Origin of the sequence: Paenibacillus cellulositrophicus (assembly GCF_009363095.1) — a bacterium.
GTDB lineage: Bacteria > Bacillota > Bacilli > Paenibacillales > Paenibacillaceae > Paenibacillus_AQ > Paenibacillus_AQ favisporus.
Map to the genome: position 1 here is coordinate 3,686,762 of NZ_CP045295.1, position 13,848 is coordinate 3,700,609.

At 51.4% G+C, this 13,848-nt stretch carries 9 protein-coding genes, 1 tRNA gene and 3 rRNA genes; all 13 read right to left on the minus strand.

The genetic code is table 11. The annotated features are described in order from the left end of the window. Positions 1 to 49: 49 nt before the first annotated feature. The 13 genes from GCU45_RS16505 to GCU45_RS16560 all read right to left on the minus strand — a co-directional run bounded on the left by GCU45_RS16505 (position 50) and on the right by GCU45_RS16560 (position 13,755). Entirely contained in the window at positions 50 to 1,132 is a 1,083-nt protein-coding gene (locus GCU45_RS16505; protein ID WP_152399683.1) for a hypothetical protein, read from the minus strand. Positions 1,133 to 1,302: 170 nt separating this feature from the next. Further along, on the minus strand, positions 1,303 to 1,458 hold the full coding sequence (locus GCU45_RS16510) for a small acid-soluble spore protein P (protein ID WP_076176930.1): 156 nt from the start codon (positions 1,456 to 1,458) through the stop codon (positions 1,303 to 1,305). Between the two features lie 29 nt (positions 1,459 to 1,487). Continuing rightward, on the minus strand, positions 1,488 to 1,664 hold the full coding sequence (locus tag GCU45_RS33810) for a hypothetical protein (RefSeq protein WP_167527155.1): 177 nt from the start codon (positions 1,662 to 1,664) through the stop codon (positions 1,488 to 1,490). A gap of 16 nt (positions 1,665 to 1,680) precedes the next feature. After that, entirely contained in the window at positions 1,681 to 2,025 is a 345-nt protein-coding gene (locus tag GCU45_RS16515) for a hypothetical protein (RefSeq protein WP_105444929.1), read from the minus strand. A 131-nt stretch (positions 2,026 to 2,156) separates the two neighbouring features. Next, a tRNA-Ser gene (locus GCU45_RS16520) sits at positions 2,157 to 2,245 on the minus strand. A 67-nt stretch (positions 2,246 to 2,312) separates the two neighbouring features. Further along, positions 2,313 to 3,602 carry a serine--tRNA ligase gene (serS, locus tag GCU45_RS16525; protein ID WP_152399684.1) on the minus strand — a complete coding sequence of 430 codons (1,290 nt, stop codon included), beginning with the start codon at positions 3,600 to 3,602 and terminating at the stop codon, positions 2,313 to 2,315. 225 nt (positions 3,603 to 3,827) lie between these two features. Next, on the minus strand, positions 3,828 to 4,406 hold the full coding sequence (gene pdxT / locus GCU45_RS16530; RefSeq protein WP_152399685.1) for a pyridoxal 5'-phosphate synthase glutaminase subunit PdxT: 579 nt from the start codon (positions 4,404 to 4,406) through the stop codon (positions 3,828 to 3,830). Between the two features lie 19 nt (positions 4,407 to 4,425). Next, a complete protein-coding gene (gene pdxS, locus GCU45_RS16535; protein WP_076176926.1) occupies positions 4,426 to 5,307 on the minus strand; it encodes a pyridoxal 5'-phosphate synthase lyase subunit PdxS in 882 nt (293 codons plus the stop codon). Positions 5,308 to 5,424: 117 nt separating this feature from the next. After that, the gene (locus tag GCU45_RS16540; protein ID WP_152403133.1) at positions 5,425 to 6,747 is read right to left on the minus strand and encodes a D-alanyl-D-alanine carboxypeptidase family protein; all 1,323 of its coding nucleotides are present in this window, start codon (positions 6,745 to 6,747) and stop codon (positions 5,425 to 5,427) included. 223 nt (positions 6,748 to 6,970) lie between these two features. Then, positions 6,971 to 8,428, minus strand: coding sequence for an IMP dehydrogenase (gene guaB, locus GCU45_RS16545; RefSeq protein ID WP_152399686.1), 1,458 nt, complete (start codon positions 8,426 to 8,428; stop codon positions 6,971 to 6,973). Positions 8,429 to 8,810: 382 nt separating this feature from the next. Continuing rightward, positions 8,811 to 8,927, minus strand: a 5S ribosomal RNA gene (rrf, locus tag GCU45_RS16550). A 59-nt stretch (positions 8,928 to 8,986) separates the two neighbouring features. Continuing rightward, positions 8,987 to 11,918: ribosomal RNA gene (locus GCU45_RS16555) — 23S ribosomal RNA — on the minus strand. 284 nt (positions 11,919 to 12,202) lie between these two features. Next, positions 12,203 to 13,755 (minus strand): 16S ribosomal RNA (locus tag GCU45_RS16560). The 16S, 23S and 5S rRNA genes sit together here, the layout of an rRNA operon. Positions 13,756 to 13,848: the final 93 nt, after the last annotated feature.

The window sequence follows — 13,848 nt, forward strand, 5'->3', positions numbered from 1 at the left end:
GCCCGGCCAGTAACCCTGGCCGGGCTGTTGTGATTCGTACGGGGCTTGCTTAGTAAGCCGTAGCTCCCATTTTCTCCTGAAGCTGCTCCATCGTAATAACATCCGCTTCTTTTGGAATGCCGATGCTGAAGGTTTGCTTCTCGTTGATCTTGCTGTATTGGCTCGTCGCCTCTAGCGACAGCTTCATGTTGTCCTTTGTTTCCGGATCGTTCATTTCCACGTTCATAACAGCACCCTGATAAGCAGGGAAGTTATCTTTGTTGATGGCCGTGTTGACTTCGAACTGGTTAACTTTCAGGTAGTTCTTCAGATCGTTCAGACCTTTGCTGATTTCATCCTTGCTGTCTGTCGAGTTCAGATCCTTCTTCATTTGGTCGATATCTTCCTGGTTGACGCCGAGCATTTCACGGTATTCATCCTTGCTGATAATATCAAGAATTTTCGGCAGCGCTTTGTTCACCAGAATGTCAGCCGCTTCTTTCACGTTGTCATTGGTTACATAGAATTGAACCACCTGCTTGGCATCCACGCCATCCGGAAGGTTAGCGTCTTTAACCGCAACGTCTTTGAAATATTTCTTACCATCATATTCGGTAAACAGGGTATTCATAATTTCGCCGGCGAGCTTCTTCGTCTTTTCGGGATTCATCATGTCGGGGTTAAAGGACGTTCCCTGCTGTTCCGCCAGCTCTTTCATATCGAGTACCAGGAATTTACCTACAACGTCTTCAGGCAGCGGCAGCATCGGGATGCTCGGCACTTTGACGTACAATTTATCTTGGGTCATTACCATCGGAATGTTAAAGCTCATGGACATGTCGCCCTTCAGGTTAATTCCGAGCGTCATCTCCGTTTGTTGTGGATCGTTCTGATATACCCCATCGATCGTCAATTCCGCATTTTTCAGCATGCTCATCACTTGGCTGGCTGCGGCGTTATCAGCACTTGCACTGGTAACCTGCAGATCTTTGATCGTTACCTTACTCTTCATTTCGTACGATGTCATTTTCATCGCGTTGACGGCCGAAGCCTCCAGCGCTTCCTTCGGTTCCTTCTTGCTGCTGCAGCCTGCAAGCACCACGGTCATTGCCAAGACCAGTGTAAGAATCAGGGCTGCCCATTTCTTCTTCATCACAATCTCTCTCTCCTCTCGTCTCTAAAAAGCAAAAAAATACCCCTTGTAATCATAAACGATATCGCCGGTTACCGGAACCCTTTTTTGGAAATCTTTTGGTGAATTTTCATTTTTAACGCAAAAAAAGACATCCTGGCTTTTGGCCGGATGCCTTTTTAGAAGGGACCTTAGGATCCTTCTCTATTCAAATGACTAACATGATTCCGGTTCTTGACCTTCTTCGAGCCGGACAACGGCTCCTGCATGCCGGACCGCTCCCGGTCCCGGTTACGCGGCTGCTGCTCTTGCGCTTCAGGTACTGGAACAGCGTTTGGTTTACTCATCGGCGATTCCCCCTGTATACATTAGAATGTTAAGAATGCGGATGCTCCAGGTCGATCGTGTGCTGATGATTGATTTCATCTTCATGCCTACGATCATTTCGCTTCTGCTGCAACTGATTTGCCTGATGGCTGTTCACTGCCGTGTGATCCAAATCCTCTACGACATTGCTGAGATTTTTGTCGACACCCGGTTTGGCTTTGGTCATCGTCGTCCCTCTTTTCTTAAGAGTGATGCGTCAAATCGTGAAGGGCTTGGGCGCACTCGTGAATTTGGCGGGTGTAATCCTGCGCCATATTCTGAATGACATCCGTGCGTTCGTCAACCGTGCGTCCTTCGCGTTCTACATCCACCAGATCCACTTTAACCTCCCGCGTATCCACGTAAGAGCACTGGAAGTCGAATGAATAATTCGACCGCCCCGCGGTATCGATATGGATCCGCAGCGCCTGGGGATTTGCCTCGTCGGCAAACACCTGTGCCTGGTCGGATGAGTCAAGCGTTTGAGGAAGCTGGGATTGCCAAGCTTGGACCAATTTGTTTTGGTTCAATTCAAAGTCTCGGTTCATGATTGAACACCTCCCCTGCCTTTGTTAATGTGCGGAGGATGCGCTCTTTTTATGCGATAACGGCGTTTGGCAAAAACAAAAAAAGCCGCTCCTGCATAAGCAGAATCGGCTTTGTCATTGGTTTGTTTAAATGGCGGAGGGGATGGGATTCGAACCCATGTGGACTTGCGCCCTAACGGTTTTCAAGACCGCCCCGTTATGACCGCTTCGGTACCCCTCCACGTGGAAAATACATCAGTGTCACGCAACGCGTAACAAAAATATATTACCACAGTTTAATTCTAATATCAACCCTGGCTTTTAGGGACAATAACTTTAACATTGCCCATATAAGGCTGAAGCACATCCGGAACGACCACGCTGCCGTCCGCTTGCTGATAATTCTCAAGAATGGCTGCCACGGTCCGTCCTACGGCGAGTGCCGATCCATTCAGCGTATGCACAAATTCAGGCTTGGCCTTAGGCTCAGGACGGAAACGGATGTTAGCACGCCGTGCCTGGAAGTCCTCCGTGTTCGAGCAAGAGGAAATCTCCCGGTAAGCACCGCTCTCAGGCAGCCAAACTTCCAGGTCGTACGTTTTTGCCGCCGAGAAGCCCATATCTCCCGTGCTGAGCTCCATCACGCGATACGGCAGCTTCAGCAGCTGCAGAACGCGCTCCGCATTTGCCGTCATTTTCTCAAGCTCTTCATAAGAGGAATCCGGATGCACAAGCTTCACCAGTTCCACTTTATTGAATTGATGCTGGCGGATCAAGCCACGTGTATCACGTCCGGCCGAACCGGCCTCCGAACGGAAGCAGGAGCTGTAAGCCACGAAGTGCTTCGGCAGATCCTCCACCGATAAAATCTCATCACGGTAATAGTTGGTCACCGGCACTTCAGCGGTCGGGATCAAATAGTAGTCCGTGTCGCGGATTTTAAACAGATCTTCTTCAAACTTCGGAAGCTGTCCGGTCCCGCGCAGGCTGTCCCCATTGACGATATAAGGCGGAAGCATTTCTTCGTAGCCATGCTCGCTGCTGTGCAAATCCATCATAAAGTTGATGAGCGCACGCTCCAGACGGGCACCGAGCCCCTTATAGAACGTAAACCGCGAACCCGTAACCTTGGCTGCCGCTTCAAAATCAAGAATGCCCAGGTCCTGGGCCAGATCCCAGTGGGCTTTTGGCGTAAAATCAAACGTTGTCGGTTCCGACCACCGGCGCAGCTCCACATTGTCTTCTTCGGACTGGCCGACCGGTACCGATTCGTGCGGGATATTCGGAATGGCCATCGTCAGATCAGAAATAGACGCCTCCAGTTCGCGCACTTCCTCGTCCATCGCTTTGATCTGGTCGGAAACCTGACGCATCTCCAGAATAAGCTCGTCGGCGTTCTCCCCGTTCTTTTTGCGCTTGGCTACTTCACCGGAAACGGTGTTGCGGCGGTTTTTCAGCGCCTCGCTCTCCTGCAGCAGCTCCCGGCGGCGGGTATCCAGCTCGGGAAATCCAGCGATCAAATCCAGCGACTTGTTCCGGTTTTTGAGTGCCTGCTCCACTCTCGCGAAATCACCGCGTAATATTTTCACATCCAACATTGGACAATTCCTCCTAAAAAGAAAAACGTCTTATGCGACGTACTTCCATGATGAGACCTGCGTGAATCAAAAAACAACCCTGACCCCTTGAAAGGTATCCTCAGACCGGCGCTCATGCCACCAACCGAAGAATACCTTTTACCTAAAGCTTACCCAAGAGGCAGCGTTTAGATATCATCAAAAGAGTCAAGGTGTCATCGTGTTACCATCGTTTATCCTGCTGATTTAAGACGCTTGACTGGCTTTTACCATATCCACAAAATACTGATGGAGCCGGTAATCATCCGTCAGTTCGGGGTGGTACGAAGATGCGAGCAAATGGCCCTCACGCGCGGTCACAATCTCGTCATTATACGAGGACAGTACGTCGACTCCATCGCCCACACTGCGGATCAGCGGAGCACGGATAAAAACGGCACGAACCGGCTCCTCAATCCCCTTAACGTCCAAATCTGTTTCAAAGCTCTCCCGTTGACGCCCAAAAGCATTGCGCGCCACGGTGATATTCATCAGCCCCAAGTGGGGCTCTTCCTGGCCTTCGATCGACTTCGCCAGTACGATCAATCCGGCACAGGTGCCGAAAATCGGCTTGCCTGCATCCGAAAATTGGCGAATCGCTTCAATAAACCCGTATTTCCGCATCAGCTTGCCGATGGTCGTACTTTCACCGCCAGGTATAATCAGGCCCTGAACTTGCTCCAGTTCCTCTACCTTTTTAATGGCGATGCCTTCAGCGCCTGCCAGCTCGATGCTGCGAATATGCTCTGCTACGGCACCCTGAAGCGCCAGTACCCCGATTTTCATATGTCCAGCCTTCTCTCTCTTACCAGCCGCGGTCCGACATCCGCTCAGACGGGCTCAGCTTCGAAATCTCAATGCCTTTCATTGGCGCACCCAGGTTTTTGGATACTTCGGCAATCAGCTTGTAGTCTTGGTAATGCGTTGTTGCTTCCACGATCGCGCGGGCAAACTTCTCTGGATTATCGGATTTGAAAATACCCGATCCCACGAATACCCCGTCGGCTCCCAAATGCATCATCAGCGCAGCGTCGGCTGGAGTAGCCACGCCGCCCGCAGCAAAGTTAACGACCGGCAGCTTGCCGCTCTCGTGCACACCAAGCAGAAGGTCGTATGGTACGCCAAGGTTTTTCGCTTCGGCATACAGCTCGTCCTTCGACATGCTTTGCACTTTGCGGATTTGACTGTTGATCAGACGCATATGACGAACGGCTTCAACGATGTTGCCTGTTCCCGGCTCGCCTTTCGTACGGATCATCGATGCGCCCTCGCCGATGCGGCGCAGCGCTTCTCCCAAGTCTTTGGCGCCGCAAACAAACGGCACGGTGAAGTCCCATTTGTCGATATGAAATACTTCATCGGCAGGCGTCAGAACTTCGCTCTCGTCGAGGTAGTCCACACCGAGGGATTCAAGCACTTTCGCTTCCACATAATGACCGATACGGGCTTTCGCCATAACCGGAATCGATACGACTTTCATAACCTCTTCTACGATCGTAGGGTCAGCCATACGCGCTACACCGCCGGCAGCACGAATATCTGAAGGAACGCGTTCCAATGCCATAACGGCCGTTGCGCCCGCAGCTTCAGCGATCTTTGCCTGTTCGGCATTCATGACGTCCATGATGACGCCGCCTTTTTGCATTTCAGCCATACCTCTTTTAACTCTCGAAGTTCCCGTTTCCAATGGTTTACGCCTCCCGAAATATATATCATGTAATCCGCCCTTGCCTATGAATGGCAGGATGGTTGCATACTCTGCAGAGCTGCTTTTGTGGACTAAAGCAAAAATCTTATATTGATCTTAAAAAAGATTTTTGATTCCGTCAAATAAATCACCAAACATTTCCTTAATGGCGCGGAAGAACAGGCGCAGCCAGCTGCCCTTCTCCACTTCGTCCGATGTGATCAAATTGACGGTTTTCGTCTGAGGCTTCTCAATCCCATCTACCTTATAGGTATAAGTGATGGTACCGACCTTGGTTCCCTGCTTGATCGGAGCCACAAGCTTGTCCGCCGGCTCAAGCTGAGTTTTGAAGGTAACGCCTTTGGCATCGGAGCCTTTAGGTACCATAAAGGAGACCGGGGCATCCGTTACGACGCCGACCGAAGTTTTGACGCCTTTTTTGACCTCAACGGAGTCTAGGCCTTCAACCTTGGATTTGCCGGCCACGGCCTGCTTGATCTCAAAGTTGTTGAAGCCGTAATCAAGCACCTTCCGGGTCTCGGTAAAGCGGTGTGCTTCCGAGTCCGTTCCCATGACGACGCTGATCAGGCGCATGCCGTCGCGTTCGGCCGTTCCAGTAAAGCAGTTGCCGGCGTTATTGGTATGACCCGTCTTAAGGCCGTCCAAGCCTGGGTAGGCGTAAGCCTTAAAGTTCGGAATATTTTTATTCGCTTCCAGCATCCAGTTATAGTTAACAATTGGATTTTTGTCGCGAGGTCGGAATTTATAGGATTGAATGGCCGTGAATTCAGCAAAATCCGGATGGTCGAGAACGATATGCTTGCCCAGAATGGCAGCGTCCATCGCGGACATGACCGTCTCCCCTTCAGCCGTAGGACGATAGTTCTTTGGCATATCCGCACGGTCAAGCCCTGTGGAGTTGATAAAATGGGCTGTCTTCATCCCGAATTTCTTGGCCGTTTCATTCATCAGCTTGACGAATTCCTGTTCGGACCCGGCTGCATATTCAGCCAGCGCTACGGTGGCATCATTCGCCGAGCCTACCGCCATCGCTATGTACAGTTCTCTTACGGTATGTTGGTCATTAGCATCTAAAAAAATACGCGAGCCGATCGTCTTGGAAGCATTATCGCCAACAGTCACGACATCGTCCCATTTAAACTTGCCCTTTTTGACCATATCCGCGATGAGATACTCGGTCATCATCTTGGTCATACTGGCCGGCGGCAGTGGGTCATCCGCGTTTACCGACAAGAGGACTTGCCCCGTCGTTGGTTCGATCAACACGGCGGATTTCACTTGAAGCTGCAAAGACGATACGCTCGGCACCTTGCTGGCCGTAGTAGTCGATGCGGTATTCGTAGTGGTTGTTGTTGCTGTTGTTCCCTCAGCCAAAGCCATGGCCGGTAGAGCGGACAGCATTAACATATTCAATAGCATAACCGAGGCTACGCTCTTTTTGACAAAGTGACGTTTGCGTTTGTGCGAAGATGGTTTCCCCAACTTGCTCCATTTCTTACTCAATGAATTGTTAACTCCCCTCTTGCCCTTAAATCTTACTTGTCTATTCTAACACAGGGTATACTGCAAAAAAAGACAGACAGGCCTAATTTAGGCCTGTCTGTACAAGAAGATGTTGGTTTTGTGCAAACCGTGTCGAATATTACAACGAGTAGTTTGGAGCTTCCTTCGTGATCTGCACATCGTGCGGATGGCTCTCACGAAGACCCGCACCCGTGATGCGGATAAATTGGGTATCTTCACGCAGCTCCTGCAGGTTTTTCGTTCCGCAATAGCCCATACCCGAGCGGAGACCGCCGATCAGTTGGTGAATCGTGTCGGACAAAGGACCTTTATAAGCGACACGGCCCTCAATTCCTTCCGGAACGAGCTTCTTATCATCGTCCTGGAAGTAACGGTCCTTACTGCCTTGTTTCATGGCACTCATGGAGCCCATGCCCCGGTAAACCTTATAGCGGCGGCCTTGGTAAATTTCCGATTCCCCAGGGCTCTCTTCCGTTCCCGCTAACAAGCTTCCCAGCATAACGGCATGGCCGCCGGCTGCAAGTGCTTTTGTAATTTCACCGGAGTACTTAATACCGCCGTCTGCAATAATCGGCACGCCGTATTCTTTGGCTACCGAAGCACAATCGTAAATTGCTGTGACTTGCGGTACGCCGATACCGGCAATAACGCGCGTCGTACAGATCGATCCCGGTCCAATACCGACTTTGACAACCGAAGCACCCGCCTCGATCAGGTCGCGTGTCGCCTCGCCGGTAGCCACGTTACCCGCAATGATTGTAAGATCTGGGTACAAGCTGCGAAGATGGCGAACCGCATCCAAGATGTTGATATGATGGCCGTGTGCGGAATCGACGACGATGACGTCAACGCCGGCCTTGACCAGAGCTGCAGCCCGATCCAAACCATCCTTCGAAATACCGATAGCCGCACCTACAAGCAGACGTCCTTGCGCATCCTTCGCTGCATTCGGGAACTGAATGGCTTTCTCAATATCTTTAATGGTAATAAGACCTTTTAATGTGTTGTTCTCATCGACCAGCGGCAGCTTTTCGATTTTGTGCTGCTGAAGAATGACTTCGGCTTCTTGAAGCGTCGTACCCACTGGGGCAGTTACCAGATTTTCGCGAGTCATTACTTCGGAGATCTTAATACTGTAATCATGAACGAAGCGCAGGTCGCGGTTTGTAAGTATCCCGATCAGTTTGTTATGCTCGTCCACAATCGGAACACCCGAAATCCGAAATTTCGCCATGACCTGTTCGGCATCAGATACGAGGTGATCCGCTGTCAATGAGAAAGGATTGGTGATAACGCCGCTCTCGGAACGCTTAACCCGATCCACTTCCTCCGCTTGCTGCTCAACCGACATATTTTTGTGAATAATGCCGATGCCTCCTTCACGTGCAATCGCAATGGCCAGGGCAGCTTCCGTTACCGTGTCCATCCCTGCACTGATCAAAGGAATGTTCAGCTTAACCGAATCGCTTAGTCTCGTGGACACATCGACTTCCTTTGGCAGCACTTCGGACTTCCGGGGTACCAGCAAAACATCGTCAAACGTAAATCCTTCTTTAGCAAATTTTTGTTCCCACACTTCGTAATTTCCCCCTCATTTGTCATGTAATGTATTTGTTAAAATCCTTATGCAACAAGGCTTGAAAATCGTTTCTGAAAATATATTATTGCCATCTTAGCAAAGCCCACTCGAAGCTGTCAAGGTAATCAGTCTGGTAAAAATGAGAGGAATCGCCCTTGTCTTGCAGGGGCAAATACATGTCCACTTGAAGCGGACAACACATGCAAAAGACACCCCATTGGTGGGATGTCCAAAATCGTTCGGGTTCATACATGAAACTGGGGAGAAACTATCTTTAGGTAGACGTGGCCCTGAATAGTATCAAAAATAGAACATTCCAATCCAAGGGTTTGAATAAAACAAAAAAACCACCGTTGATATTCATCAACAGTGGTCCTTCGCTTGGCAACGTCCTACTCTCCCAGGACCCTTCGGTCCAAGTACCATCGGCGCTGGAGGGCTTAACGGTCGTGTTCGGGATGGGTACGCGTGGAACCCCTCCGCTATCGCCACCAAACGTTCAAGTGTTTTGATCACTTGAAAACTAGATACGAAACGAATCTACGATTTAATTTATTGGATAAGCCCTCGACCGATTAGTATTGGTCAGCTCCATGCATTGCTGCACTTCCACCTCCAACCTATCTACCTCGTCGTCTACAAGGGGTCTTACATACTGGGAAATCTCATCTTGAGGGGGGCTTCACGCTTAGATGCTTTCAGCGCTTATCCCGTCCGTACGTAGCTACCCAGCCATGCTCCTGGCGGAACAACTGGTGCACCAGCGGTACGTCCATCCCGGTCCTCTCGTACTAAGGACAGCTCCTCTCAAATTTCCTACGCCCACGACAGATAGGGACCGAACTGTCTCACGACGTTCTGAACCCAGCTCGCGTACCGCTTTAATGGGCGAACAGCCCAACCCTTGGGACCTACTTCAGCCCCAGGATGCGATGAGCCGACATCGAGGTGCCAAACCTCCCCGTCGATGTGGACTCTTGGGGGAGATAAGCCTGTTATCCCCAGGGTAGCTTTTATCCGTTGAGCGATGGCCCTTCCATGCGGTACCACCGGATCACTAAGCCCGACTTTCGTCCCTGCTCGACTTGTAGGTCTCGCAGTCAAGCTCCCTTCTGCCTTTGCACTCTTCGAATGATTTCCAACCATTCTGAGGGAACCTTGGGGCGCCTCCGTTACTCTTTAGGAGGCGACCGCCCCAGTCAAACTGCCCACCTGACACTGTCCCCATACCGGATTACGGTACCAGGTTAGAACCTAGATACGATCAGGGTGGTATCCCAACGGCGCCTCCACCCAAGCTGGCGCTCAGGTTTCTTAGGCTCCCACCTATCCTGTACAGATCGTACCCAAATCCAATATCAAGCTGCAGTAAAGCTCCATGGGGTCTTTCCGTCTTGTCGCGGGTAACCTGCATCTTCACAGGTATTAAAATTTCACCGGATCTCTCGTTGAGACAGCGCCCAAGTCGTTACGCCATTCGTGCGGGTCAGAATTTACCTGACAAGGAATTTCGCTACCTTAGGACCGTTATAGTTACGGCCGCCGTTTACTGGGGCTTCGGTTCACAGCTTCGGGATTACTCCCTAACCGCTCCCCTTAACCTTCCAGCACCGGGCAGGCGTCAGCCCGTATACTTCGCCTTGCGGCTTCGCACAGACCTGTGTTTTTGCTAAACAGTCGCTTGGGCCTTTTCACTGCGGCCCCCTCGTGCTATTCACACTACCGGGGCACCCCTTCTCCCGAAGTTACGGGGTCATTTTGCCGAGTTCCTTAACGAGAGTTCTTCCGCGCGCCTTAGAATTCTCTTCTCGCCTACCTGTGTCGGTTTGCGGTACGGGCACCTTCACCTGGTTAGAGGCTTTTCTTGGCAGTGTGAGATCATGACCTTCGGTACTATAATTTTCCCTCCCCGTCACAGCCCAGCCTTAATAGTGTGCGGATTTGCCTACACACCAGCCTCACTGCTTGGACGAGCATCCATCAGCTCGCGTCACTACCCTCCTGCGTCACCCCATCACTCATAACGGTTTACGGTGGTACAGGAATTTCAACCTGTTGTCCTTCGATTACGCCTGTCGGCCTCACCTTAGGTCCCGACTTACCCTGAGCGGACGAGCCTTCCTCAGGAAACCTTGGGCTTTCGGCGGATCAGATTCTCACTGATCTTTTCGTTACTCATACCGGCATTCTCACTTGTATACGCTCCAGCACTCCTTACGGTATACCTTCAACGCTGTATACAACGCTCCCCTACCCCTGATGCATACGCATCAAGCCATAGCTTCGGTGGTGTGTTTAGCCCCGTTACATTTTCGGCGCAGAGTCACTCGACCAGTGAGCTATTACGCACTCTTTCAATGGTGGCTGCTTCTAAGCCAACATCCTGGTTGTCTGTGCAACTCCACATCCTTTCCCACTTAACACACACTTGGGGACCTTAGCTGATGGTCTGGGCTGTTTCCCTTTTGACAATGGATCTTAGCACTCACTGTCTGACTCCCGGTTACAAGTCTATGGCATTCGGAGTTTGACTGAGCTTGGTAACCCTTGCGGGCCCCGCACCCAATCAGTGCTCTACCTCCACGACTCTATTCACCGAGGCTAGCCCTAAAGCTATTTCGGGGAGAACCAGCTATCTCCGAGTTCGATTGGAATTTCTCCGCTACCCCCACCTCATCCCCGAATTTTTCAACATTCGTGGGTTCGGGCCTCCAGTGCGTGTTACCGCACCTTCACCCTGGACAGGGGTAGATCACACGGTTTCGGGTCTACGTCCACGTACTCAAGTCGCCCTATTCAGACTCGCTTTCGCTGCGGCTCCGGCTTCTCACCTTAACCTTGCACGGGAACGTAACTCGCCGGTTCATTCTACAAAAGGCACGCCATCACCCATAAACAGGGCTCTGACTTCTTGTAAGCACACGGTTTCAGGTTCTATTTCACTCCCCTTCCGGGGTGCTTTTCACCTTTCCCTCACGGTACTGTTTCACTATCGGTCGCTAGGGAGTATTTAGCCTTAGCAGATGGTCCTGCCAGATTCATACGGGGTTTCACGTGCCCCGCACTACTCGGGATCCGTCTCGGAGGGAACTGACTTTCGGCTACAGGGCTTTTACCTTCTATGCCGGGCCTTTCCAGACCTCTTCGCCTAACCAATTCCTTTGTAACTCCATGTGAGACGTCCCACAACCCCGGCCAGCAAGCTGACCGGTTTAGGCTGCTCCGCGTTCGCTCGCCGCTACTGACGGAATCACTCTTGTTTTCTCTTCCTCAGGGTACTTAGATGTTTCAGTTCCCCTGGTATGCCTCAATCTGCCCTATGTATTCAGACAGAAGTGACTGACTATTACATCAGCCGGGTTTCCCCATTCGGACATCCCCGGATCAAAGCTTGCTTACAGCTCCCCGAGGCAGTATCGTTGTTCGCCACGTCCTTCATCGGCTCCTAGCGCCTAGGCATCCTCCGTGTGCTCTTAGTAGCTTAACCATAATGACTCCTGTTTTGCTCGATTCGTTTCCTTGTTTTGCGCTACGCGCAAAGCCAAAGGCTCTTATCGTTCAAAACACTCGTCTGCTACTCTTTAAACTAACTTGTTGTGACACAAGTTCAGCTAAAAGGATATTTCTAAAACGCAGATTCGTTTCGTTATCTAGTTTTCAAGGATCAAATTGAGAGTTTGAACTCTCAAAACTGAGCAACGAGTGAGTAACTAGCCGACCTGGCTAGATTTGTATTTGAATGCTTCCATCGCAGGAAGCGATTCTCCATAGAAAGGAGGTGATCCAGCCGCACCTTCCGATACGGCTACCTTGTTACGACTTCACCCCAATCATCTACCCCACCTTCGGCGGCTGGCTCCTTACGGTTACCTCACCGACTTCGGGTGTTGTAAACTCTCGTGGTGTGACGGGCGGTGTGTACAAGACCCGGGAACGTATTCACCGCGGCATGCTGATCCGCGATTACTAGCAATTCCGACTTCATGCAGGCGAGTTGCAGCCTGCAATCCGAACTGAGACCAGCTTTGATAGGATTGGCTCCACCTCGCGGCTTCGCTTCCCGTTGTACTGGCCATTGTAGTACGTGTGTAGCCCAGGTCATAAGGGGCATGATGATTTGACGTCATCCCCGCCTTCCTCCGGTTTGTCACCGGCAGTCATTCTAGAGTGCCCACCCGAAGTGCTGGCAACTAAAATCAAGGGTTGCGCTCGTTGCGGGACTTAACCCAACATCTCACGACACGAGCTGACGACAACCATGCACCACCTGTCTCCTCTGTCCCGAAGGAAAGGTACATCTCTGTACCGGTCAGAGGGATGTCAAGACCTGGTAAGGTTCTTCGCGTTGCTTCGAATTAAACCACATACTCCACTGCTTGTGCGGGTCCCCGTCAATTCCTTTGAGTTTCAGTCTTGCGACCGTACTCCCCAGGCGGAATGCTTAATGTGTTAACTTCGGCACCAAGGGTATCGAAACCCCTAACACCTAGCATTCATCGTTTACGGCGTGGACTACCAGGGTATCTAATCCTGTTTGCTCCCCACGCTTTCGCGCCTCAGCGTCAGTTACAGCCCAGAGAGTCGCCTTCGCCACTGGTGTTCCTCCACATATCTACGCATTTCACCGCTACACGTGGAATTCCACTCTCCTCTTCTGCACTCAAGTCACCCAGTTTCCAGTGCGAACCAAGGTTGAGCCTTGGCCTTAAACACCAGACTTAAATGACCGCCTGCGCGCGCTTTACGCCCAATAATTCCGGACAACGCTTGCCCCCTACGTATTACCGCGGCTGCTGGCACGTAGTTAGCCGGGGCTTTCTTCTCAGGTACCGTCACTCCGGTAGCAGTTACTCTACCGGACGTTCTTCCCTGGCAACAGAGCTTTACGATCCGAAAACCTTCATCACTCACGCGGCGTTGCTCCGTCAGGCTTTCGCCCATTGCGGAAGATTCCCTACTGCTGCCTCCCGTAGGAGTCTGGGCCGTGTCTCAGTCCCAGTGTGGCCGTTCACCCTCTCAGGTCGGCTACGCATCGTCGCCTTGGTGAGCCGTTACCTCACCAACTAGCTAATGCGCCGCAGGCCCATCCGCAAGTGACAGATTGCTCCGTCTTTCATCATCCCCTCAGGAGAGGAAATGAGATATCCGGTATTAGCTCACGTTTCCGTGGGTTATCCCGGTCTTGCAGGCAGGTTGCCTACGTGTTACTCACCCGTCCGCCGCTAACCATCAGGAGAGCAAGCTCTCCATCAAGTCCGCTCGACTTGCATGTATTAGGCACGCCGCCAGCGTTCGTCCTGAGCCAGGATCAAACTCTCCAAGAAAGTTGGAAGAATCTGCTCACCCGAAGGGAGTAGCTTTCCAACGAAAGTTTGTAGCTCATTTTGAATCTGACGAGATTGATTTAATCTCTATCG